At 61.0% G+C, this 22,700-nt stretch carries 27 protein-coding genes and 2 pseudogenes; 14 read left to right on the top strand and 15 right to left on the bottom strand.

What is annotated here, in order from left to right; all coding sequences use genetic code 11:
* The 7 genes and pseudogenes from AC2FMY_RS11245 (at position 1) to AC2FMY_RS11275 (ending at position 4,972) form a co-directional block, all read left to right on the top strand.
* Positions 1-345, top strand: a complete 345-nt coding sequence (locus AC2FMY_RS11245) for a hypothetical protein (protein WP_480748686.1) — start codon at positions 1-3, stop codon at positions 343-345.
* Positions 342-410: pseudogene (locus AC2FMY_RS11250) on the top strand (molybdenum cofactor guanylyltransferase MobA); the annotation flags it as partial. The gene AC2FMY_RS11245 and the pseudogene AC2FMY_RS11250, both read left to right, overlap by 4 nt.
* A gap of 1 nt (position 411) precedes the next feature.
* Positions 412-591: pseudogene (locus tag AC2FMY_RS11255) on the top strand (formate dehydrogenase accessory sulfurtransferase FdhD); the annotation flags it as partial.
* Between the two features lie 171 nt (positions 592-762).
* Entirely contained in the window at positions 763-1,716 is a 954-nt protein-coding gene (locus tag AC2FMY_RS11260) for an AEC family transporter (RefSeq protein ID WP_480748687.1), read from the top strand.
* A 60-nt stretch (positions 1,717-1,776) separates the two neighbouring features.
* Positions 1,777-2,418 carry a molybdenum cofactor guanylyltransferase MobA gene (gene mobA / locus AC2FMY_RS11265; protein WP_496744552.1) on the top strand — a complete coding sequence of 214 codons (642 nt, stop codon included), beginning with the start codon at positions 1,777-1,779 and terminating at the stop codon, positions 2,416-2,418.
* Positions 2,415-2,906, top strand: a complete 492-nt coding sequence (mobB, locus tag AC2FMY_RS11270; RefSeq protein ID WP_480748689.1) for a molybdopterin-guanine dinucleotide biosynthesis protein B — start codon at positions 2,415-2,417, stop codon at positions 2,904-2,906. Before mobA ends, mobB begins: the two co-directional genes overlap by 4 nt.
* Entirely contained in the window at positions 2,903-4,972 is a 2,070-nt protein-coding gene (locus tag AC2FMY_RS11275) for a molybdenum cofactor synthesis domain-containing protein (protein WP_496807398.1), read from the top strand. Before mobB ends, AC2FMY_RS11275 begins: the two co-directional genes overlap by 4 nt.
* A gap of 15 nt (positions 4,973-4,987) precedes the next feature.
* On the opposite strand, the gene AC2FMY_RS11280 is transcribed toward AC2FMY_RS11275, so the two are convergent.
* The 3 genes from AC2FMY_RS11280 to AC2FMY_RS11290 form a co-directional block, all read right to left on the bottom strand.
* Entirely contained in the window at positions 4,988-5,992 is a 1,005-nt protein-coding gene (locus AC2FMY_RS11280) for a hypothetical protein (protein WP_496807399.1), read from the bottom strand.
* Between the two features lie 14 nt (positions 5,993-6,006).
* Positions 6,007-6,477 (bottom strand): transcription elongation factor GreA, encoded by a 471-nt coding sequence (greA, locus tag AC2FMY_RS11285; protein ID WP_480748692.1) that lies wholly within the window; start codon positions 6,475-6,477, stop codon positions 6,007-6,009.
* Between the two features lie 135 nt (positions 6,478-6,612).
* The gene (locus AC2FMY_RS11290) at positions 6,613-6,993 is read right to left on the bottom strand and encodes a VOC family protein (protein WP_480748693.1); all 381 of its coding nucleotides are present in this window, start codon (positions 6,991-6,993) and stop codon (positions 6,613-6,615) included.
* A gap of 90 nt (positions 6,994-7,083) precedes the next feature.
* Between AC2FMY_RS11290 and soxR the strand changes: the two genes are divergently transcribed.
* From soxR to AC2FMY_RS11310, 4 genes are all read left to right on the top strand, one after another.
* On the top strand, positions 7,084-7,539 hold the full coding sequence (gene soxR / locus AC2FMY_RS11295; RefSeq protein WP_480748694.1) for a redox-sensitive transcriptional activator SoxR: 456 nt from the start codon (positions 7,084-7,086) through the stop codon (positions 7,537-7,539).
* A gap of 136 nt (positions 7,540-7,675) precedes the next feature.
* The gene (locus AC2FMY_RS11300; RefSeq protein ID WP_480748695.1) at positions 7,676-9,325 is read left to right on the top strand and encodes an electron transfer flavoprotein-ubiquinone oxidoreductase; all 1,650 of its coding nucleotides are present in this window, start codon (positions 7,676-7,678) and stop codon (positions 9,323-9,325) included.
* Positions 9,326-9,476: 151 nt separating this feature from the next.
* A complete protein-coding gene (locus tag AC2FMY_RS11305; RefSeq protein WP_496807422.1) occupies positions 9,477-11,144 on the top strand; it encodes a tetratricopeptide repeat protein in 1,668 nt (555 codons plus the stop codon).
* A complete protein-coding gene (locus AC2FMY_RS11310) occupies positions 11,134-11,955 on the top strand; it encodes a 4-(cytidine 5'-diphospho)-2-C-methyl-D-erythritol kinase (protein WP_496807400.1) in 822 nt (273 codons plus the stop codon). Before AC2FMY_RS11305 ends, AC2FMY_RS11310 begins: the two co-directional genes overlap by 11 nt.
* Here AC2FMY_RS11310 and AC2FMY_RS11315 read toward each other — a convergent pair.
* A complete protein-coding gene (locus AC2FMY_RS11315; RefSeq protein WP_496807401.1) occupies positions 11,948-12,946 on the bottom strand; it encodes a polyprenyl synthetase family protein in 999 nt (332 codons plus the stop codon). The genes AC2FMY_RS11310 and AC2FMY_RS11315 overlap by 8 nt on opposite strands.
* A gap of 56 nt (positions 12,947-13,002) precedes the next feature.
* Between AC2FMY_RS11315 and AC2FMY_RS11320 the strand changes: the two genes are divergently transcribed.
* From AC2FMY_RS11320 to AC2FMY_RS11330, 3 genes are all read left to right on the top strand, one after another.
* Positions 13,003-13,218 (top strand): putative signal transducing protein, encoded by a 216-nt coding sequence (locus tag AC2FMY_RS11320; protein WP_496807402.1) that lies wholly within the window; start codon positions 13,003-13,005, stop codon positions 13,216-13,218.
* Positions 13,215-13,988 carry a tRNA1(Val) (adenine(37)-N6)-methyltransferase gene (locus tag AC2FMY_RS11325; RefSeq protein ID WP_496807403.1) on the top strand — a complete coding sequence of 258 codons (774 nt, stop codon included), beginning with the start codon at positions 13,215-13,217 and terminating at the stop codon, positions 13,986-13,988. The genes AC2FMY_RS11320 and AC2FMY_RS11325 overlap by 4 nt, the downstream gene beginning before the upstream one ends.
* A 116-nt stretch (positions 13,989-14,104) precedes the next feature.
* Positions 14,105-14,269, top strand: a complete 165-nt coding sequence (locus AC2FMY_RS11330; RefSeq protein WP_480748700.1) for a YdcH family protein — start codon at positions 14,105-14,107, stop codon at positions 14,267-14,269.
* Here the strand turns inward: AC2FMY_RS11330 and yddG are convergent.
* The 11 genes from yddG to AC2FMY_RS11385 form a co-directional block, all read right to left on the bottom strand.
* Positions 14,266-15,132 carry an aromatic amino acid exporter YddG gene (yddG, locus tag AC2FMY_RS11335; protein WP_496807404.1) on the bottom strand — a complete coding sequence of 289 codons (867 nt, stop codon included), beginning with the start codon at positions 15,130-15,132 and terminating at the stop codon, positions 14,266-14,268. The genes AC2FMY_RS11330 and yddG overlap by 4 nt on opposite strands.
* Entirely contained in the window at positions 15,129-16,076 is a 948-nt protein-coding gene (locus AC2FMY_RS11340; RefSeq protein WP_496807405.1) for a transcriptional regulator GcvA, read from the bottom strand. Before AC2FMY_RS11340 ends, yddG begins: the two co-directional genes overlap by 4 nt.
* Positions 16,077-16,379: 303 nt before the next feature.
* A complete protein-coding gene (gene phbB, locus AC2FMY_RS11345; RefSeq protein ID WP_480748703.1) occupies positions 16,380-17,102 on the bottom strand; it encodes an acetoacetyl-CoA reductase in 723 nt (240 codons plus the stop codon).
* A 186-nt stretch (positions 17,103-17,288) separates the two neighbouring features.
* Positions 17,289-18,464 carry an acetyl-CoA C-acetyltransferase gene (locus AC2FMY_RS11350; RefSeq protein ID WP_480748704.1) on the bottom strand — a complete coding sequence of 392 codons (1,176 nt, stop codon included), beginning with the start codon at positions 18,462-18,464 and terminating at the stop codon, positions 17,289-17,291.
* Positions 18,465-18,662: 198 nt separating this feature from the next.
* Complete coding sequence (locus tag AC2FMY_RS11355) at positions 18,663-19,499, bottom strand: EAL domain-containing protein (protein ID WP_496744532.1); 837 nt, start codon at positions 19,497-19,499, stop codon at positions 18,663-18,665.
* 97 nt (positions 19,500-19,596) lie between these two features.
* Positions 19,597-19,773: a hypothetical protein gene (locus tag AC2FMY_RS11360; protein WP_496744531.1), complete on the bottom strand. Its 177-nt coding sequence runs from the start codon at positions 19,771-19,773 to the stop codon at positions 19,597-19,599.
* 89 nt (positions 19,774-19,862) lie between these two features.
* Positions 19,863-20,834: a sterol desaturase family protein gene (locus AC2FMY_RS11365; RefSeq protein ID WP_496744529.1), complete on the bottom strand. Its 972-nt coding sequence runs from the start codon at positions 20,832-20,834 to the stop codon at positions 19,863-19,865.
* Positions 20,831-21,217 carry a hypothetical protein gene (locus AC2FMY_RS11370; protein ID WP_480748708.1) on the bottom strand — a complete coding sequence of 129 codons (387 nt, stop codon included), beginning with the start codon at positions 21,215-21,217 and terminating at the stop codon, positions 20,831-20,833. Before AC2FMY_RS11370 ends, AC2FMY_RS11365 begins: the two co-directional genes overlap by 4 nt.
* Positions 21,218-21,276: 59 nt before the next feature.
* Complete coding sequence (locus AC2FMY_RS11375; protein WP_480748709.1) at positions 21,277-21,606, bottom strand: hypothetical protein; 330 nt, start codon at positions 21,604-21,606, stop codon at positions 21,277-21,279.
* Positions 21,607-21,691: 85 nt separating this feature from the next.
* The gene (locus tag AC2FMY_RS11380; protein ID WP_480748710.1) at positions 21,692-22,054 is read right to left on the bottom strand and encodes a hypothetical protein; all 363 of its coding nucleotides are present in this window, start codon (positions 22,052-22,054) and stop codon (positions 21,692-21,694) included.
* A gap of 64 nt (positions 22,055-22,118) precedes the next feature.
* A complete protein-coding gene (locus tag AC2FMY_RS11385; protein ID WP_480748711.1) occupies positions 22,119-22,685 on the bottom strand; it encodes a TlpA disulfide reductase family protein in 567 nt (188 codons plus the stop codon).
* Positions 22,686-22,700: the final 15 nt, after the last annotated feature.

Raw genomic sequence — 22,700 nt, forward strand, 5'->3', positions numbered from 1 at the left:
TTGGGCTATGTGGTCGCCTTGCTGGTTTTTTGCTGTGCAAGCTTGGGAATTGGCGGGATTGTGATTCATGTCCGTCAGTGGATTCCGCTGATGTACAGTCTGGGTTTGCCACCGATTGATCGCGGTGTGGCGCGTCGGGTGCTGTTTCGGGGAGTGGTAAATTGTCCGGAGGAGTTGCGTGCAGAGCTGGCCCGGTGCCGACGCAACTATTTGCTGGTCATTGCCGGTTTTTTTCTCCTCGCGATTTTTCTGCTTGGACTTGAGGGTACGCTGTATCTGGGTGCCTGTTTCGCGGTTACCTGGCTGATCTCGAAGCCTATCGAATTGAAAGACGACAACAAATGACCCGACCTCTCGGCGTGATCCTTGCAGGCGGTCTGGCCACCCGGATGGGCGGTGGCGACAAGGGGTGCCGGCTTTACCGCCTGGGGTGTCGAGATCGCGCGCGAGGTGGGCCTGACCCTGATCGGGCGTATGCGCGGACAGCGGTTCGTGTGTCTGTCGGGCGAGGACCGGCTGGTGCGGGATGTCGACCCGGCGACGGTGCCGGTCGAGGATAAGAAACATCGGCGCAAGAGTGCGGGTGAGTAGTTCGATTGGCGCTGTGGGGTGATTTCGGCCTCAAACTCCTCATAAAGAGCACAATAATTTGAGAAATTTCCCGCGCTTGGGTTAGCATAAAGCCTCGGGCGTTGGGTTTTGTTACTGCAATGATCTGGAAATGCGATCTGACTTGCGCTCGAAAAGCCAGCGAGGGACCGCATGGAACTGCTCAACCTTATTGCACCTGTGTTTGCGGTCATTCTGACGGGTTATGTCTTTTCGTGGACTGGATTGCTGTCCGATACGATTTCTGAATCTCTGGTACAGTTTGCTGTCTATGTTCTGCTTCCGGCGATCATGTTCTATCTCATCGGGCAGGAGGAATTTGGTGATCTGCTCAACTATGGCTTCTACATGGCCTATGGTGGGGCGCTGGCAATTCTGTTTGCCGTGCTCTTTCTGGTGTTGAGGCGCGTCCAGCATTTTTCGACCGGTGCGGCGACAGTTGCATCCTTTGCGGCAGTGGCATCGAATACGGCGCTTGTCGCCTTGCCGATACTCCACGCAATTTTCGGGTCGAGCGGCGCACTGCCTGCAGTGTTGGCAAATCTGGTTGTCGCGGTTTTGCTTTTGACGCTGACGATCATTCTGGAAAGCGTTTCCGGGCAATCGGCGGCAAAAAAAACCGGTGTTGCAAGGCTGCTCATCAATGTTCTGAAAAACCCGATCATTCTTGGAACCCTGCTGGGCGTTGCATATTCGATCACTGGTTTGGGTTTTGCTCCGGCAGTCAAGGATTACCTGGAGGTGTTAAGCCAGGGTCTGGCGGCGGTCGCGCTTTTTGCAATCGGGTACACGACCAGCGTGCGAGTCATCGTCAAGACAGGGCCACTTATTCTGGTCTTGTCCCTGACCAAGCTGATTGTCGCGCCGGGGCTGGTATTGCTTGCGGCACACCTGGTCGGGCTTGACCCGCTTTGGACGATTGCGGCGACGATATCGGCGGCGGTTCCGACTGCGAAAAACATCTTTCTACTGGCCAAGCACTATGATCAGGAGACCGAGTTGGCGGCGCATACTGTGTCGGCGACATCGTTTCTGTCGGTTGGGACTTTGATTGCGTGGTTGTTCATTCTCCACCATCTCTATCCGACAGCGTTTCAATTGAATTGAGTCTCGGTGGAAATGATTTAAAGGTGTTGCCTCGTTCGCTTGAGCATGGCGGGAGTGACAATGAAGCAGCCTTTGGGCGTGATTCTTGCAGGCGGTCTGGCCACCCGGATGGGCGGTGGCGACAAGGGGCGGCTGCTGTTGGGCGGCAAGCCGCTGGTGTCGCATGTCATGGGCCGTTTGGGTCCGCAAGTGGCGGGACTGGCGCTGAATGCCAACGGTGATCCTGCGCGGTTTGCCGATCTGGGCTTGCCGGTGATTGTAGATTCCATCGAAGGCTTTGCAGGGCCCCTGGCCGGGGTTCTGGCCGGGCTGGACTGGGCCGCAGATCAGGGGGCCGAGGCGATTGTCACCGCCGCTGCCGACACGCCGTTCTTTCCGCGCGATCTGGTGGCGCGGCTCATGGCTGCTGCCGAAGGGCAGGCGCATCCTCTGGTGCTGGCAACCACGCCGCGCACCGGGGCAGAGTTGAAATCGGGTGGCCGGGGCAAGGTGAACCGTCATCCGACCTTTGGCCTGTGGCCGGTGGCTTTGCGTGATGATCTGCGCGCCGCGCTGAGCGAGGGCTTGCGCAAGGTGGTGCTGTGGACCGACCGGCATGAGGGGTGCGAGGCGTTGTTTCCGGTAGGCGAGTTCGACCCGTTTTTCAACGTCAACACGCCCGAGGATTTGGCGATGGCTGAAAATCTGTTGGAGCGGGCATGAAGGTTTATGGCGTCACTGGTTGGAAGAATGCAGGCAAGACCGGGCTGATGGAACGTCTGGTGGCCGAGATCACCGGGCGCGGTTTCAGTGTGTCAACTGTCAAGCATGCGCATCATTCGTTTGACGTGGATCACCCCGGACGCGACAGTTTTCGCCACCGGCAGGCGGGGGCGGCAGAGGTGCTGTTGGCCTCGAAATACCGGGTGGCGCATATGCAGGAGTTGCGCGGTGCGCCGGAACCGGCATTGTCGGAGTTGCTGACGCGGTTGTCGCCGGTCGATCTGGTGCTGATCGAAGGGTACAAGCGCGAACGTCACCCCAAGATCGAGGCCTATCGTGCCGAGCCGGGCAATGAGCTGATCGCGCCGGGGGATGCCAGCATCCGGGCTGTGGCGAGCGATGTGGCGCTTGACCTGGACCGGCCTGTGTTCGATCTGAACGACACCGTGGCCATTGCGGATTTCATCCTGAAAGAGGTCGGTTTGTGACCCCATTCAGGACCTTTGCGATGGTGGACTGGTCGGGTGGCAACGACACCGGGCCACGCCCGCGAAGGGATGCGATCTGGGTCTGTGTGGTGCGGGGCGGGCAGGCCGACGAGCCGGTCTATCTGCGCAACCGGCAGCGGGCCGAAGATTGGCTGGCAGAGTTGATTGCCGCAGAGGTGGCTGCCGGGCGGCGTCTGTTTCTGGGGTTCGATTTTCCGTTCGGCTATCCGCGGGGGTTTGCCCGCGCGATGACCGGAACCGACGATCCGCTGGAGCTGTGGGACTGGTTCGAGGCGCGGATCGAGGACGATCCGGCGGCGAACAACCGGTTCGATCTGGCCGGTGAGATCAATCGGGTGTTCGGGGGCAGGGGACCGTTCTGGATGAACGGGTTGCAACGGGACATCGAGGGGCTGCCGCGCCGCAAGGATGACTATCACAACCCGTTTCCGGATCGCCGCAGGGTCGAGGCGCTTGCCAGGGGAAGTTTCACCTGCTGGCAGATGGGTGGCGCGGGCGCGGTGGGCGGACAGGTGATGATGGGCCTGCCCGTTCTGGCACGGTTGCGCCGAAGGTTTGCGGGGCAGGTCGCCGTCTGGCCTTATGAGCCTTTGGACAGGGCGGTGGCGTTTGTCGAGGTCTGGCCGTCGCTGACGCTGGGTGCGGCGCCGGAAGGGCGGATCAGGGATGCCTGGCAGGTCGAACAGGTCGCATTGAATCTGGCAGGCCTTTCGCGGCAAGACTTGGCGCAACAATTGGATGTCAGCGCAGCAGAGGAAGGGTGGATCATGGGTGTGACGCAAGCAAAACCGGATATCGCGCCGCCGCCTTTGAAAAACGATTGTTTCGCCCTGCCTGCGGGCGTGAACTGGACGCCGGTTGACGACGCGCTGGCGATGCTGCGCGAGCGGATGCATGCCGTGACCGGGACTGAACGATTGCCGGTGATGCGGGCGCTGGGCCGGGTGCTGAGCGAAGATGTGGTGGCGCTGCGTTCCAACCCGCCGCTGCCGAATTCGGCGGTCGATGGATATGGCTTTGCCGGGGGCTATCCGGAGGGCGCGCATGTGGTGCCGCTGGCCGAGGGGCGGGCGGCGGCGGGGGTGCCGTTCGACGGGGTTCTGGCCGGGGGGCAGGCGTTGCGCATTCTGACGGGTGCGGCGCTGCCCGAAGGTGTCGATACGGTCATTCTGGAGGAGGACGTGACCGTTCAGGACGGCCATGTCGCGTTTCACGGTCCGTTGAAGCAAGGGGCCAACACGCGCAGGGCGGGCGAGGACGTGGCCGCCGGCGATATTGTCTTGCGCCGGGGGCGCAAGCTGAACGCGGCCGATCTGGCGCTGTTGTCGGCGGTGGGCGTGGCCGTGGCACCGGTGCATCTGCCGCTGCGTGTGGCGGTGGTATCGACCGGTGACGAACTGGTCGAGCCGGGAGACGAGGCGGGACCGGGCCAGATATTCGACGCCAACCGCCCGATGTTGCTGGCGATGGCCGAGCGGTTCGGGTTCGAAACGGTCGATATCGGGCGGGTGCCGGATGACCGGCCCACACTGAGGGCCAGGCTGGACGAGGCCGCCGAAAAGGCGGATGTGATCCTGACCAGCGGCGGGGCGTCTGCCGGGGACGAGGATCATATGTCGGCCCTGCTGCGAGAGGCGGGCGCGATGCAGGAATGGCGCATCGCGCTGAAACCGGGGCGGCCTTTGGCCTTGGGTATCTGGAACGGAACCCCGGTTTTCGGCCTTCCCGGCAATCCGGTGGCGGCGATGGTGTGCACGCTGATCTTTGCGCGGCCCGCGATGGGCCTGCTGGCGGGTGAAGACTGGCAGGAGCCGCAGGGGTTCGACCTGCCTGCCGCGTTCGAAAAGCGCAAGAAGCCGGGGCGGCGGGAATACTTGCGGGCGCGGGTGCGCGAGGGCCGGGTCGAGGTGTTCCGCTCGGAAGGGTCGGGCCGTATCAGCGGGTTGAGCTGGGCTGACGGGCTGGTCGAGATTGGCGACGGCGAGCAGCATATCCGCCCCGGCGATCCGGTGCGATTCATTCCCTATGGCAGTTTCGGGTTGTAGACCCTGCGACGCCGGTCAGTCGAACGTCCCGGCCACGCGGCCCAGCAGCATGAAGGCGCGCGCGGTTCGGGTTTCGCCAAGGGCCGCGATCTCGGCATCCGTCGCCTCGGGTTCGAAGGCGACGATCATGTGGTCGAAACGGCGCAGGAAATGATGGGCCGCGTCGCGAAAGATCGGGTCCTGTTTCATGCGGCCCGAAGCCAGGGCCAGCGACGAGCGGTCGCGAATGCCGCCCAGACCAGCCACTGCGCGGCCACGGGCACCCTGGGCGAACTGGCGCCAGATTTCGGGGCGTGCCATATCCGGTTTGAGGTCATCCATATAGATGCCTTCCTGACTGAGCAGGGTCAGCACGTCCTGCGCGGCCTGAATGAGCTGCGCGGCCTTGCGGTCTTTCAATGCGCGGCGCAGCGCGGCGAACCCGTCGGTGTCTTCGGCGGTTTCCGGGAAATTGAGGGCGCGAATGAAATCCTCGGTCGCAAGCGGCGGTGCGAGCGCTTCGGCAGGGGTGCCAAGTTCCAGCGTGGTCTGGCCGTTGGATGATCCGGACTTGACCTGCGTCGCCGGTTTGACCTTTTCGGCTGCCCGCGAGGTCGAGAAGGTTGCCAGCGTGGTTTCGGCCTTTTTCGCCGCTGCGACGATCTGGTCGAGCTTTTTGGTGACAGTCGGTTCCTGAATGATCGCGGCGCGCTGCTGTTGCAGGACATAGGCGTTGCGAATCGCGTCGATCGCGGTTTGCAGGCGCTGGCTTTCCTCGCGCATGATGCGGCTGGCGCGCATGGCGGTTGCCGCGACCCATATCATTGCCACCGGCAGAAAGACCGCCAGCATGACGACCAGCGGCCCGCTGGCGGCTTCGTTGCGGGGCATGACGATGAAGACCACGGCGAAGGCCAGCCAAAGTACACTGAGCACGATGGCCGCAATCTCGATCCCGGTGATGGACTGCTTTTGCGGGCGGTCGTAGATGCCAAGCGAAGTCGGGCGGTCCGATTCCTTTTCCGGTGGGGTGCCCGACATGGCCGTGCCCCCCGTCAGGAATACTGGATGGTCAGAATTTCGTAAGACCTCAGGCCGCCGGGCGTATGGACCTCGACGCTGTCGCCTTCGTCCTTGCCAATCAAGGCACGGGCGATGGGCGATTTGATGTTGAGCAGACCACTTTCGATATTGGCCTCGTGCTCACCCACGATCTGCCAGGTCTTTTCTTCGTCCGTGTCCTCGTCGACCAGCGTGACGCGGGCGCCGAACTTGATGGCGCCGGACAGTCTTTTGGGGTCGATCACGTCGGCCAGAGACAGGACGCCTTCGAGTTCCTTGATGCGGCCCTCGATGAAGGACTGCTTTTCGCGCGCCGAGTGGTATTCGGCGTTTTCGGACAGATCGCCATGCTCGCGGGCTTCGGCAATGGCCTTGATGATGGCGGGACGCTCTTCGGATTTGAGTTTTTTCAACTCGGCCTCAAGCGCGGCGAAGCCCGCAGGCGTCATCGGAATCTTTTCCATCGTTACTGTTCCACGCATAAATTGCGTCGCCCCGCCGCGCAATGCGTCGGGGCGACTGGTAGGTTCAGTCAATACCTGAACCAAATGGACGGCAGAATGCAAGGGGTCAGCACGCGCCGACGCGCGGATTACGGCCTAATCGTAGGCGACCACCTCGAATTCGATGCCGTTGTCATCGTCAAAGTAGAACCGCCGTCCGGGTTCGTAATCGGCGTGGTTGTGGGGTTCGAATCCGGCGGCGCGGACCTTTTGTTCGGTGGCGTCCAGGTCTTCGACAACGACGCCCACGTGATTCAGGCCGCCAACGATGTCATAGCTGCTTTCGCCTGATGGCCTGGGGGATTGGGGTGCATATAGCGCCAGATAGGTATGCGTGTTGCCGACATGAACCGTGTAACCGCCCGCCTTGGCCGAGCCTTCCCAGCGGGTTTTCCAGCCGAACACATCCTGCATCCAGGCGGCGGTCGATTTGGGGTCGCTGACGGTGAAATTCGTGTGTTCCAGTGTTGCAGGCATGATTGCTCCCTTTCGAATTCGGGTCTTGTCACGACTCACCCTAATTTCTAAACCTAACTTTAGGTCAAGGAATTTTTCCGGAGTTGAGAGATGGCGGTGTCAGAGGGGCTTTCCATCGGCGCATTGGCGCGGCGGACCGGTCTGGCGGTGTCGGCGATCCGCTATTACGAAGCGCAGAACCTGATTTCGCCCTGGCGCAATGCGGGTGGGCAGCGGCGGTATCAGCGTGCCGATATCCGGAGGCTGAGTTTCGTGATGATCGCACAGCAATTCGGCCTGTCGTTGCCGGAGATCCGCGAGGTTCTGGCCGACCTGCCGGGAAACCGGACGCCAACACCGCAGGACTGGAAACGGATCAGCAAGGGGTTGCGGGCACATCTGGACAGCCGAATCGATACCCTGATCCGGTTGCGCGACAACCTGGACGGATGCATCGGGTGCGGCTGTCTGAGCTTGCCGAAATGCAGGCTGTACAACCCCGATGACAGGGCAAAATCCCGTGGTAGCGGTCCCAGATACCTCATGGGCGACGCACCAGAGGGCTGAACTGCCGCATTGCAGCGATTTTACGCCGTGTTTCGATTGACCAAGGTCTTTCACAACGGGTAATCACGCGTGAAACAAAATTGCGCAGATCACGCGTTGAGAGCGCCAATTCGGAAAGTCAGCGAAGGAGCCCACGATGGCCGAAATTGAACGCGAAGCGATGGAATATGACGTGGTGATCGTGGGCGCGGGTCCTGCGGGCCTGTCGGCGGCCATCCGTCTGAAGCAGCTGGATGCGGACCTGAACGTCGTCGTTCTGGAAAAAGGCTCGGAAGTGGGCGCTCATATCCTGTCGGGCGCGGTTCTTGACCCTTGCGGTCTGGATGCGCTGATCCCCGACTGGAAGGAAAAGGGTGCGCCGCTGAACACACCGGTGCACGAAGACAACTTCTATATGCTGGGTGAAGCTGGTCAGATCCGCATTCCGAACTTCCCGATGCCGCCGCTGATGAACAACCACGGCAACTACATCGTCTCGATGGGCAATGTCTGTCGCTGGATGGCCGAGCAGGCCGAGGAACTGGGCGTCGAGATCTTCCCCGGCATGTCCTGTTCCGAGCTGGTTTATGGCGACAATGGCGAAGTCAAAGGCGTCGTGGCCGGTGTCTTTGGTCTTGAGGCTGATGGATCTTACGGGCCGAATACCGAGCCGGGCATGGAGCTGCACGGCAAATACGTCTTCCTGTCGGAAGGTGTGCGCGGCTCGCTGTCCAAGGAGGTGATCGCCAAGTACGACCTGCAGGCCGGGAAAGAGCCGCAGAAATACGGCGTCGGCATGAAGGAGATATGGGAGATCGATCCGGCCAAGCACAAGGAAGGCACCGTGACCCACACGATGGGCTGGCCTCTGGGGGGCAACGCAGGCGGTGGGTCGTTCATCTATCACCTTGAAAACAATCAGGTCTATGTCGGTTTCGTGGTTCATCTGAACTACAAGAACCCGCACTTGTACCCCTATATGGAATTCCAGCGCTTCAAGCATCACCCGATGGTGGCCGAGCTGCTGAAGGGCGGCAAGCGCGTGGCCTATGGCGCGCGGGCGATCACCGAAGGCGGTCTGCAATCGATGCCGAAGCTGGTCGCGCCTGGTGTGGCGCTGCTGGGCTGTTCGGCGGGCATGGTCAACGTGCCGCGCATCAAGGGCAACCACAACGCGATGCTGTCGGGCAAGGCAGCCGCCGAGGCGGCCTATGACGCGATCAAGGCAGAGCGTTCGGGCGATGAACTGACCGCTTACGAGGCCGATGTGCGCAATGGCGCGATTGGCAAGGACCTGAAGAAGGTGCGCAACGTCAAGCCGATGTGGTCCAAGTGGGGGATGATCCCCTCGCTGGTGCTGGGTGGTCTGGACATGTGGACCAACACATTGGGCTTTTCGTTCTTTGGTACGCTGGGGCATGGCAAGAACGATGCCCAGTCGACCGAAGAAGCTAGCAAGCACAAGCCCATCGATTATCCCAAGCCCGATGGCACGCTGTCCTTTGACCGGCTGACCAACGTGTCCTTTGCCATGACCAACCACGAGGAAAGCCAGCCCTGCCACCTGCGGCTGGCCGATCCGGATATCCCGGTCAAGGTCAACCTGCCGAAATTCGCCGAACCGGCGCAGCGGTATTGCCCGGCGGGCGTTTACGAGATGGTCGAGGAAGACGGCAAGGAGCCTCGGTTCGTGATCAACTTTCAGAACTGTGTCCACTGTAAGACCTGCGACATCAAGGATCCCAGCCAGAACATCACCTGGACCACGCCGCAGGGCGGGGATGGCCCGAACTATCCCAATATGTAAGCAAGAAACCGGGCAATGGCGGGGACGTGAAAGCTCTGCCATTGCCTCTTTACCGCCGAGGCCCTAGCTTGTGTCCGGAATAACGACAAAAGGCAGGATTGCGGTGTTCTCCTTGGTACGACATGCGGCAGGTGCCGCACTTGCGGTTGCGATGGCCCTACCAACGACGGCATTGGCCGACTCGGGGGCCGGGGCGTATCTGGCAGGGCGCCAATCGGTGTATCGCAACGATTATGAAGCGGCGGCGCGGTATTTTGTTCAGGCGCTTGCCATCGATCCGGCCAATCCCGCTTTGATGGAAAACGTGGTTCTGGCGCAGTTGTCGCTGGGGGACCTGAAACGCGCCTATGCCGTTGCGCAAGAAATGGAGGCGCAGGGTTTGCGCAGCCAGGTCGCGCATATGGTGGTCGTGGCCAACCTGATCTCGGAAGGGCGGTACAAGGAGATACTGGAGCGGGACCCCGAAACCATGGGGATCGGACCGCTGGTCGATGGCCTGGTGACGGCCTGGGCATATATGGGCGACGGGGCCGTATCCAAGGCGCTGGAACAGTTCGACAAGGTTTCAGAACAGAACGGATTGCGGGACTTTGCCCGTTATCACAAGGCTTTGGCGCTGGCTTCGGTCGGTGATTATGAAGGCGCGGAAGCGATCTTTGCCGCCGATGAGGGACGGGTATCGCGGATGTCGCGCCGCGCGGTTCTGGCGCGCGCCGAAGTTCTTTCGCAACTGGACCGCAATGAGCAGGCACTGGCAAATCTGGCCGAGGTGTTCGCGGGGCGTGCCGACCCTGCGTTGCAAGCCGTGTCGGAACAGCTTGAGGCCGGTGAGAAGCTGCCATTCACCCATGCGCGCTCAGCGGCTGACGGGATGGCCGAGGTATTCTTTTCCATCGGTACGGCGCTCAATAACGAGGCGGCGCATGATTACGTTCTGGTCTATTCCCGCACCGCAACTTTCCTGCGCCCCGATCACATCGATGCGCTGCTGTTGAGTGCCGAGTTGCTGGATGGGTTGGGTCAGTATGATCTGGCGGTTGCGACCTATAAGATGGTGCCACCCGACGGGCCGGATTATCATGCGGCGGAACTGGGGCGGGCCGAGGCCTTGCGCCGGTCGGCCAAGCCCGATGCCGCCATCGAGGTGCTGGAGCAACTGGCGCAGCACTATCCCAACCTTCCGGTTGTCCACAGCGCGCTGGGTGATTTGCAGCGGCAGCAGGAAAAGTACTCCGAAGCCGTGGCCGCGTATGACAAGGCGCTTGAACTGTTGGAAGAGGGGTCGGGCGGTCAATGGTTCCTGCACTATGCGCGCGGAATAAGCCATGAGCGCCTGAAACATTGGGATGCGGCCGAAGCCGATTTCCGCGCGGCGCTGGAGCTAAGCCCGGATCAGCCGCAAGTGTTGAACTATCTGGGCTATTCGCTGGTCGAGCGGCGGGAAAAGCTGGACGAAGCGCTGGAGATGATCCAGCGCGCGGTGCTGGCGCAGCCTGACAGCGGCTATATCGTGGACAGTCTGGGCTGGGTCCTGTTCCGGCTTGGGCGCTATGACGAGGCGGTCGGGCATATGGAGCGCGCGGTTGAGTTGATGCCCATCGACCCGGTCGTGAACGACCACCTGGGTGATGTGTACTGGGCCGTCAGCCGCGCGCGCGAGGCCGAGTTCCAGTGGAAACGCGCCCTGTCGTTCATAGATCCCGAAGACACCGATGGCGAGGCCGACCCCGAACGCATTCGCCGCAAGCTGGATATCGGTCTGGATGCGGTGTTGCAGGAAGAGGGCGCGGACCCCTTGCAGGTGGCCAATGATGGTTGAGGCCTTTGCGCCCGCCAAGATCAACCTGACCCTTCATGTCACCGGCCGACGCGACGATGGCTATCACCTGCTGGATTCGCTGGTGGTGTTTGCCGATATCGGAGATCGCCTGGAGTTTTCCGCTGGGTCTGACTTGTCGATGGACGTCACTGGCGAACATGCAGAGGGCGTCCCGGTCGACAGTCGCAATCTGGTCTGGCAAGCGGCCGAGGCGATGGGATGGCGCGGCCATGTTCGCCTGAACAAGGTTCTGCCGCACGGTGCCGGGATCGGGGGCGGTTCGTCGGATGCGGCGGCGACGCTTTGGGCCTTGTCCGGACAGGGTATCGAAATCCCCGAGGGACTGGCGCTGTCATTGGGGGCTGACGTGCCTGTTTGCTTGTCCGCGCGCGCGGCACGGATGCAGGGGATTGGCGAGCAGGTTTCACCGGTCGACCTGCCCCACCTGCCGGCGCTTTTGGTCAATCCCGGTGTGGCGGTGCCGACCGGTGCGGTGTTTGGTGCGCTTGCCTGGCGCGACAATGCCGCGATGCCGGATGACATCCCGGATTTCGGTGAAACCGCCGATTGCGCGGATTGGTTAAGTCAGCAACGGAATGATCTGGAAATTCCGGCCATGGGTGTGGCGCGAGAGATCGAGCGCGTTCTTGACGAACTGAGGATGACGTCACGGGCGCTGCTGGCCCGCATGTCGGGGTCAGGGTCAACCTGTTTTGCGTTGTACCCCACGATGAAGGACGCGCATTTCGCGGCCTACGAGATCGGCGTGGCCTATCCCGATTGGTGGTGCCGCGCGGTGCAGCTTAATTGAGGCGCGAAACCACGTAATCGGCCAGATCGTGCAGCAGGCCGCGAAGTTCGTGATCGGGAAGCACGCCCAGCGCCGCCTTGGCCTTGGCCGCCCAACGGAGGGCATCGGCGCGGGTTTCGTCCAGCGTCCGGTATTTGTGCATGAGCTTCAGGGCGTGTTCCAGATCGCCGTCCTGCTGGCGACCCTTTTCGATCGTGCGCTGCCAGAAGGCGTGTTCGTCCGTCGTCGCCTGCGCTACCGCCTTGATGACCGGCAGCGTCAGCTTGCGTTCGCGGAAATCGTCGCCCACGTTCTTGCCTGTGGCCGCGCTGTCGCCTTGATAATCGAGCAGGTCGTCGGCGATCTGAAAGGCGATGCCCAGTGCATCGCCATAATCGTAAAGCGCGCGCACCTGTTCCTCGGTCGCGCCTGCGATGACGCCGCCGACCTCGGTTGCCGCCGAAAACAGGGCCGCCGTCTTGCCGCGCGCCACTTGCAGATACACGCTTTCGTCGGTGCGCAGGTCGGTCGCGGCGGTCATTTGCAGCACCTCGCCCTCGGCAATCGTGGCCGAGGCATTGGCGAGAATGTCCAGCACCCGAAGCGAGCCGGTTTCGACCATCAGCTGGAAACTGCGGGAAAACAGGTAGTCGCCGACCAGAACAGAGCTTTTGTTGTCCCACAGCAGGTTGGCTGTGGGGCGCCCACGCCGCTGGGCGCTTTCGTCGACCACGTCGTCATGCAGAAGAGTGGCGGTGTGGATGAATTCGACCGTGGCGGCGAGGCGGATGTGATGGTCGCCGGAATATCCGAACAGCCGTGCCGCAGCCAGCGTCAGCATCGGGCGCAGGCGCTTGCCGCCTGCTTCGACCAGATGGGCGGTCACCTCGGGGATGCGCGGCGCGTGTTTCGAGGCCATGCGAACGCGGATCAACTCGTTCACGGCGTCCATCTCGGCGGCCAGCAGCTCCGCCAGCCTTTCATGCGGTTTCGAAACTGTGCTGATGTCCATCACACTCCTGATACAAGGCTCGACTTTCGCCCTACCTTGCCCTTACATCCATCCCCATGAAAGAACTTCTGCGCACCACCGATCCGACCATCATGGCTTTTGCTTCCGCTCTTCTTAGGGGCGAGGATATAGACTGCTTTGAGATGGACGTAAATATGAGCGTACTTGAAGGCGGGATCGGGATATTCCCGCGCCGACTGATGGTGCGGGTCGATGATTTCGACCGGGCCGTCCGGGCGATGAAAGACAACGAGATCCCGTTGGGCCGATGACGGGGTTCGCGGAACACGATCTGACCCGCAACGATTTTCTTGGCGGACGTGTCCGCCTGTGGCAGCCGCACAAGGGATATCGGGCCGGTGTCGATCCGGTTTATCTGGCGGCATCGGTTCCGGCGCGGGCGGGCCAATCGGTGCTGGAGCTTGGGTGCGGAGCAGGGGCGGCTATCCTGTGCCTGGCAGCACGGGTGGGCGGGATGACCCTGACCGGTGTGGAGCTGCAACCAGCTTATGCGGAACTGGCGCATCGCAATGGCGAGGAGAACGGCGTCGGCCTGGACGTCGTGGAGGCGGATCTTGCCGAGTTGCCCATTGATCTGCGCCAGCGCCAGTTCGACCATGTCATTGCGAACCCCCCGTATTTCCGTGCTGGCGCGCACAGCCCTTCGAAAGATGCGGGGCGGCATGTCGCCATGGGTGAGCGGACGCCGTTGGATACGTGGATCGCGGTTGCGGCAAAACGTCTGGCGCCGCGCGGCTATTTGCACATGATCCAGCGTGCCGACCGCCTGCCGGAAATGCTGGCCGCCTGTACGGGGCGGTTGGGGTCGGTCGAGGTCCTGCCCCTGTCGCCACGTCTGGGCAGGGCACCGGAGTTGTTGATCCTGCGGGCGCAAAAGGGTGGTCGGGCGGCGTTTGTTCTGCACGCGCCGGTGATTCTTCACATGGGTGAGAAACACCTGCGCGACGAGGATCATTACACGCCCGAAATCGCTGCGGTTCAGCGCGAAGGGGCACCTATGCAATGGCCCAAGACACGATAAGCGGCCAATGGCCGAAATTGAAGAATTTGTGACAGATTCGGTGCTGATCCCGCGTGACAGTCAGAATACGATATGCTCAACTTGAATTGTACAAATCACTGACAAGGAGGATCGCCATGAGCGTGAGCGCACATCTGACCGAACTGAAACGGAAGCATGCTAACCTCAGTGTCGAAGTAGAAGAAGCCCAGCGCTCCCCAGGTATCGATGATCTTCACATCGCTCAACTCAAGAAGCAGAAACTCAAACTGAAAGAAGAGATCGAACGTCTTTCAAGCTAAGATTTGAGGCTGGCGCGTGCCGCGATGGCGGCACCGCTGGTTATCAGCAGAGCTGCGATCGCCAGCACCCAGGAGGGTGCGGCGATACCGGCCAGAACCAGCACTAAGGTAGATAACAGCGGCGCAGCATAAGAACTGGTGCCGAGCATCTGAATGTCGCCGTGTTTTACCCCGATATCCCAGACATAGAAGGCCAGCCCGACGGGGCCGATACCGAGTGCCACAGACGAGGCCCAGGCCAGTGTCGTTTGCGGCCAGACCGTTTCTTCGACCGCGAAATGCAGACCCCATGACGCAAACGCAGTCAGAACGCAGAAAACCGCAACCGAACTTGTGGGCACCTTGCCCAATCGCCTGGACAGAACCGAATAGCCCGACCAGGTGAGTGCGCAGAGCAGGGCCAGCAGATAGCCGGGAAGGTACTGAGCCTGAAACCCGGCGCTTCCACCGCCGGTGATGATCAGCGCCGCGCCGGAAAAGCCAAGAACGGCGCCGATCAGGTGACCAGCGTGCAGGCGCTCTCCGGGCAGCAATCCCGAAAACAGGACGATGAGCAGGGGCCAGAGATAGGCAATCAGACCAGCCTCGGCGGCTGGGGCCATGCGCAGCGCCGAAAAATACAGTGCGTGATAGCCGAACAACCCCATCGCGCCGAACAGAAAAACCGTCCAGCGTACATCCTTCAGTTGCGACAGCCCGCCGGTCCGTGCCGTCCAGATCAGGCCCAGCGTGCCGCCGATGCTGAAACAGATCGCGTTGAGCAGCAGCGGCGGCGTCGGGGTCGAACCCACGGTGAACAGGGCGAGCAGTGCCCAAAGGAGGACAGCGACAAAGCCGATTGTCGTGGCGCGATTGCGGGTCATTTCGGGGGAATATCCTCGACCGGTATGATTTCGAATTCGTCCGAGATATGCGCGGTCTTTTCGATCTCTGCAAGAAACCAGTCCCGGAATGCTGCGATTTGAGGGCGGGTTTCGGCGCCTTTGAGGCATAGGAACCGAAATCGGGCTCTGGTCTCGATGGCAATCTTGAAAGGGGCGACCAACCGGCCCTCGAGCATGTCCTTGAGGATCATTGGCCGCCGCCCCAGCGCGACACCGACACCCGCCACAGCCGCGTCTATGGCGTGATCGGCGTGCGAAAAATGGGCGCCATGGGTCGGGGTGAAATCGATTCCGACGGCGCGAAACCATGTGGGCCAGTCGCAGGGCGGTTTCAGAAAGCCGATCGAATCGTCATGGATCAGCGGTGCCTGCGTCAGGCTTTGTGGTGTCGGGAACCGTTCGGCCAGATCAGGGGTCATGACCGGTGTCAGCCACTCCTTTCTGACCGGAACCGAGTACAGCTCGTCGTCTTGTACATAGCCAAAGCGGATCGCGACGTCGACGTCGTCCCGGTTCAGGTCCAGATTGCGCAGGGTGGCCGAAAACCGCAGATCGATTTCGGGATGCGCGCGGGCGAATTCGTATAGGCGGGGCGCGAGCCATTTGGCGGTCAGGGCTGGCCCTGCGGTCACCGTGAGCGTCGTGTTGTCCAGCAGGCGGCGGGTGGATGTCCACGCGGATTGCAGGGTGGCGAACCCATCGGCCGCGCCGGGGGCCAGCGCCTTGCCCGCGTTGGTCAGTTCGACGGCACGGTTGAGGCGGCGAAACAGCGGCCGGCCCAAGTGGTCTTCGAGCGATTTTATCTGAAAGGACAGGGCGGCCGGGGTGACATTCAACTCGTCTGCGGCCTTGGCGAAAGACATGTGACGCGCGGCGGCATCAAAGGCGCGCAAGGCGGTCAGAGGGGGAAGGCGGTCACTCATACTCAGTTAAGTAAAACTAAATCGAAGAGTTGAAAAGTCTCGTTTGTGGAAGATGAAACAGTGCCGCATGCTGATAGCAAGTCAAAGTATAATGAATCGAAAGGATGCCAGACATGATCGAGATGACAGCTATGGCCGCGACCCGGTGTGCGTTTCGACGCGCGCATGAAGAGCGAGGCAAAACGGTCAGACGGGTTATTGCATGGTTCATGGGTTCCCGCTGAACGCAGCGCGCGCGTTCTTACGGGATAAAAAAGGGCCGGTCCGTTGGGACCGGCCCGATTTCATTTCCGGTGCTCGTGTTCAGACGAAGAACTGCGCGCCGTTGGCCGAGATGGTCGAGCCATTGATGAACTGCGAATCGTCGGATGCCAGGAACGTCACGCAGCGTGCGATTTCTTCGGGTTCACCCAGACGGCCTGCGGGGATCTGGCCGATGATCGCCTCGCGCACCTTCTCTGGCACGGCCATCACCATTTCGGTGGCGATATAGCCGGGGCAGATCGCGTTGGCGGTGATGCCTGCGCGTGCGCCTTCCTGAGCCAGAGATTTGACGATACCCAGATCGCCGGCCTTGGTGGCGGCATAGTTCACCTGTGCGAACTGACCTTTTTGACCGTTGATCGAGCTGATCACGATGATGCGGCCGAACTTGCGTTCGCGCATGCCGGGCCAGATCGGGTGCACGGTGTTGAACACGCCGGTCAGGTTCGTGTCGATCACCTGGTGCCACTGTTCCGGGGTCATCTTGTGGAACGGCGCATCGCGGGTAATGCCGGCGTTGGCGACCACGATGTCGATCGGGCCGACCTCGGCCTCGACCTTGGCGATGCCCGCCTTGGATTCATCGTAATCGGCGACATTCCACTTGTAGGTGGCGATGCCGGTTTCTTCGGTGAACTTTGCCGCAGCTTCGTCATTGCCTGCATAGGTGGCTGCGACGTTGTACCCTTCGGCTTTGAGCGCCTTGGAAATTGCTGCGCCGATACCGCGGGAGCCGCCGGTGACGAGTGCTGTACGTGCCATAGAGAATTCCTCCGATTAGAGTTGTCTTGGTAATCTTGCTACAAACTATGCCGCAGATGCGCAATATTGTTTCGCGAAGAAATTCAGGGCTTTCGTGCAAATATTGTCGCAGGTGCAGCAAAAAATCGCGGTGTCAAAGAAAAAGGCGCCCGAAAGCGCCTTTGACTATTTGCGGTGACAGAGCACTCAGTCGCGCTCCACGCACAGGGCAACGCCCATGCCGCCGCCGATGCAGAGGGTCGCAAGACCTTTCTTGGCGTCGCGGCGCTTCATCTCGAACAGCAGCGTATTCAGAACGCGACAGCCCGAAGCGCCGATCGGGTGGCCGATGGCAATTGCGCCGCCGTTGACATTCACGATGGCCGGATCCCAGCCCATGTCCTTGTTCACGGCGCAGGCCTGCGCGGCAAAGGCTTCGTTCGCCTCGACCAGATCCAGATCGTCAACCGACCAGCCGGCTTTCTCCAGCGCCTTGCGCGAGGCATAGATCGGGCCGACGCCCATGATCGACGGGTCCAGTCCGGCGGTCGCATAAGAGGCGATACGGGCCAGAGGCTGGATGCCGCGCTTTTCGGCGTTTTCAGCCGACATCAGCAGCGTGGCCGCAGCGCCGTCGTTCAGACCCGAAGCGTTTGCGGCTGTGACCGAGCCGTCCTTGGTAAAGGCGGGGCGCAGCTTTGCCATGGCTTCCATCGTTGCGCCGTGACGAATGTATTCGTCGCTGTCCATCACGATGTCGCCCTTGCGGGTCTTGATGGTAAACGGCGTGATTTCGTCCTTGAATTTGCCTGCCTTCTGCGCCGCTTCGGCCTTGTTTTGCGAGGCGACGGCGAACTCGTCCTGCATGTCGCGGCTGATCTGCCATTTTTCCGCAACATTCTCGGCGGTCTGGCCCATGTGATAGCCGTTGAAGGCATCCCACAGACCATCGCGGATCATGGTGTCGATGTATTTCATGTCGCCCATCTTGTGACCGGCGCGCAGAGCGGCGGCGTGAGGCGAAAGGGTCATGTTTTCCTGGCCGCCTGCACAGACGATTTCGGCATCGCCCAGCATGATGTGCTGCGCGCCCAGCGCCACGGCGCGCAGACCCGAGCCGCACACCTGGTTGATGCCCCAGGCGGCGCTTTCCTGTGGCAGGCCAGCGTTGATGTGGGCCTGGCGGGCAGGGTTCTGGCCTTGGGCGGCGGTCAGGACCTGACCCATGATGGTTTCGCTGATTTCGCCCTTGTCGACACCGGCGCGTTCAACGACCGCTTCGAGAACGGCTGCGCCAAGGTCATGTGCGGGGGTGTTCGCAAATGAGCCGCCAAAACTGCCGACGCCGGTCCGTGCGGCGGATGCGATTACTACGTTGGTCATTCAGTCAATCCTTTACCGTCATAGTCTTTCGGGAAATTTGACGGCGCAGGTCATCGGGACGGCATCCCTCAGAATGCAGAGCGCCTCGTTATCCCCCGCTCTAACACCCATTGCCATAGCGCAATGCTGCAGTTGCAGCAACGGTCAGCTTGTCTCAGTTCGATATTTCAGGCGGTGTTTCGCTGTTGCGGCAAGGCCTTAAGCGCTGGCCCGTTCATCATTTTTTGTCTTCCAGGGCGGTGCGACGGAGGGGGCGCCATACAGGAATCCCTGCAGGCAATCGACACCGTGGCGCACCAGAAACTCGGCCTCTTCCCGGGTTTCGACCGATTCGGCCGTGACGAGTATGTCGAATTCGCGGGCGACGGCGATCAAAGCCCGGATCAGGGTTTGATTGTCAGGATTCTGGTCGACGCCGCGAACGAATTGGCCATCGATTTTGGCCGCGTCGAACAGGAAGTCGCGGAAATGGCGAAAGCTGAAAGTGCTGGACCCGTAGTCGTCCAGTGCAAAGGCAATCCCACGGGCCTGCAACCGATCCATGAAATCGATGACCAGTTCGGGAACCTGCATGGCTGATTTTTCCGTGATTTCCAGAATCAGCCGCTCACCCAGCGTCGGGTTCTTGGTCAGGAATCTATCCAGCACCGCAGACCAACGGGAATACCCGATTGAGCGGGCCGACATGTTGATCGACAGCCGAATATCGGGATTGTGCGCCATCTGGCGCAGCCCGATTTCCAGCGCGATACAGTCCAGTTCCCGGCCAACTTCGGTGTCTTCGACCTGTGGCATGAACTCCTTTGCCGGGATGATCCGGCCGGTTTCGTCCAGAACCCTTATGAATGCTTCGTAAAACGCCGGTGTATTGGGCGGCGTGGCCTGAACGGCGGGCTGATAGGCGAGCATGCATTGCTTGTGCTTGACCGCCTCGGTCACCATTTGCAGAACCGACCGGTCCCGACCCGCCACCGCTGCACTCAGGGGGGTTTCCGTCCCGTCGGATACCGCCTTTTTGAACCTGCGTTTTTGCATTCCGCCAACCGAATCCTGCCAACACACGGCAGCAGTCTCGGGGCCGAGTGGTGAAGTATCGGTTAACTTTCGCTTTTTATGAAAATGTTGTGGAGGTTCAGCGCGTCGACAGGTGCGCCAGAACCGCGCTCGTCACCGCTCCGAGGGTTCCGAGGCTTATCAGGCCGTACCCGGCGAGGATAATTGCGGCAGGGAAAGCGCCCAGAGCGGCGATCATTGTCAGGGCCAGCCCGATCAGCCCGATTGCGACCGAAAAAACCAATACTCTGCTCATACTCGACTCCGACGGGCACCTGAACTGCATCGCCTTCATATGGGGGTTTGGCGGTCCGGATTTCAAGCACGGCCGCAAGCGACCCCCGGTCAGGAAGCCTGCTGTGAGCCGGAAATGGCTGGGTCGCCGGACCCTTCAAATCCCGGCGTGCCCTGCAAGTGGGGATGGCGGGCAAGGTGCTTTGCCTTGATCCGGTCCGAGGTGTCGCGGCTGCCGTCATGGCTGTAGCCCGGGGGGCCAAAGGCATAGGCCAGGCGTTGCCGCAGATTCAGCCCAGGTTGTGCGATGTCCCGGAATATGGCCACCCATTCGTGAAAGGCCACGCGAAGGGGATTGAAGGTGCCAATGTTGTGGACCAGCCCATAGTCCACCTTTTCGCTCGCCTGTTCGGGGACAAAGGTGCCGAACATCCGGTCCCATATGATGAACACGCCGGCATAGTTGCAATCCAGATAGCGCGCGTTGCGCCCGTGATGCACCCGGTGATGGCTGGGGGTGTTCATCACCGCCTCGAACCAGCGGGGCATCTTGCCGATGGCCTCGGTGTGGATCCAGAACTGATAGATCAGGTTCAGGCCGCCGCAGAACAGCACCATCGCCGGGTGAAAGCCCAGCAGGATGAGCGGCGCGCGTACCACCATCATGAAGGTGAACGTATAGGTCCAGGTCTGTCGCAGGGCGGTGGTGAGATTGTAGTGCTGCGAGCTGTGGTGGTTCACATGGCTGGCCCAGACCCATCGGATGCGGTGGCCGAAGCGGTGCACCCAATAGTAGCGCAGGTCGTCGAGGACAAAGCACAATAGAACAACAGGGAGGGAGGCACCCAGATCAAGCGGGGTCAGGCGCCACAGCCACATGAAGAAAGCCCAGGCGATGAAGCCCAGCAAAAGCCCCGAGGCGACATTGCCCGCCCCCATGATCAGCGAGGTCACGGCGTCGCGGGTTTCATACCGCCCGCCCCGGCCTTTGAGGGCGGTCCACAGAAACTCGACCATGATCGCGGCGATGAAGAACGGCACCGCCCATTGGACGACATCGGGATAGGTGATCTGGTCTGTCATGGCTGTCTCAACAGGTTTTTCCAGTGCGGGCGTTCGGTTTCGTCCAGCCGGACGAGGGTCTGTGGCGCGCCGAAATCGTGGAAGAAGAAATGCACCCCTTGCGGATGATCCAGCCAGTCAAAGTCAAAAAGGCGCCGGCCCACCGTGTCGGCCCCGAAGGACCACAGCAGCCCGGGGCCCGTGTCGGTGCGCACCAGCGCGGCGTGGCCGCAATGGTTGAGCGTTGCGTCGATGATGCGGTCTTCGGGAAAGTGGCGCGCCCATTCCGCGCGTACGCTGTCGGGTGTCAGAACGCGCAGGTTCGAGCGACCCGACAGGTGCAGAACCACGGCGATCCCTGCGATGCCGCCAACGACCAAGAGTAACAGTATTTCCAGCGGCATCGGTGCCTCCCGGCGACAATCTGCAAAGGCGGCGGGAAACTGTCAAAGGTGGCGTGGCGTCAGCTTGGCTGCATCCGGTTCAGAACCTCGTGCCGGACGACGCGTTCGACGAACGGCCCGAGCCCGCTTGGCCCCGAGGCACGGTCCTTGAGGTGGATGGAGATGTCGGGACGCCGCGATGCGATGATCCCGACAAGGGCACCGCGTGTGGCATCGTCAAGCCCGGCCCCCATGATTGCGCAGGCAATGCGGGGTTCGGTTTCCAACTGACGGATCACTTCGGCCTGATCATGGGCGCCCAGCCATTCGATGGGCAGATGTTCCAGTTGACGCGCCACGTCGCCGATCACGTTCGGCAGGCGTCCTATCAGCAAAACCACGGGTTTCATCGCTACCTCCTTTCCCCGGCTGCACGCAAAAACCGGCTCGGATGGAGCCGGTTTCAGTTTAGCACAAAACAGGAAAGAAGTGTTCTTAGTTGGAAATTGTGAAGGTTCCCGATTCACCCTTGCCCTTGTTGCGCGTAAAAGTGACCTGATTGCCGTCGATTGAAACCTTTTGGCAATCCTCGGGAAGGGCCTTGTCGCCAACCACTACATTTCGGCACCAGTAGCGTTTGTTCCACACCCAGGCACCCACGACCTTGGCATTGTCTTTGCCAACGCCCGAGATCTTTCCGTCTGCCGATACCATTACCCAAGTGTTCCCGCTGACAAGTTTCTTGCCAACGACCGCATCCATGAATTGTTGCTTCTTTTTGATCTCCTTGGCGTTGGCGCCAGTCGCCGCAAACAGAACGATGCTGGCCGCAACGGCCAAGTGCGAAACAATTCTCATAGCTATTCTCCTTTAAAAAAACGCTCGGAGAATAAAACGATTCGGTCGTTTTTGGCCTGATTGTTTAGCTATTGGCGCCAATCAACTCGGAAACGATCGCCTTGGCGCTGTCTGAATTCCATTCGGCGTCACCGATCAGGCGGGCGATCTCGTTGCCTTCGGGATCGAGAATCACCGTGATCGGCAATCCGATGACGCCCATCTCGCGTGCGACCGCCTGTTTCGGATCCTGATGGCGCGGAAGGTTGGTGATGCCATTTTCTTCGAAAAATTTCTTGATGCCCGCGGGCGAATTGCGACCCGTGGCAAGTGTCAGGACCTCGAACTTGTCGCCGCCGAATTCTTCCTGCAACTCGGCGATCTGGGGCATTTCCTTGCGGCAGGGCGCGCACCAGGTGGCCCAGAAGTTCAGCAGGACATATTTGCCGCGATAATCGGCGATTGAGCCGGTACCCTTGTCATCCTCCAGCTGGAATTCGACCACCTCGACCGGTTTGGGCTGGGAATGCACGATCAGACGCTTGAGGCTGCCGTCGCGCAGCGCTTCGAGCGTTGCGACATCCGCGCCCATTGCGGTGTTTGCACCCAGCGCGAGGGCCATATAAAGGGGGATCAGACGAAATAGGCGCATATCAACTCCGGGTTT

This window comes from Ruegeria sp. YKSE079 (assembly GCF_059612845.1).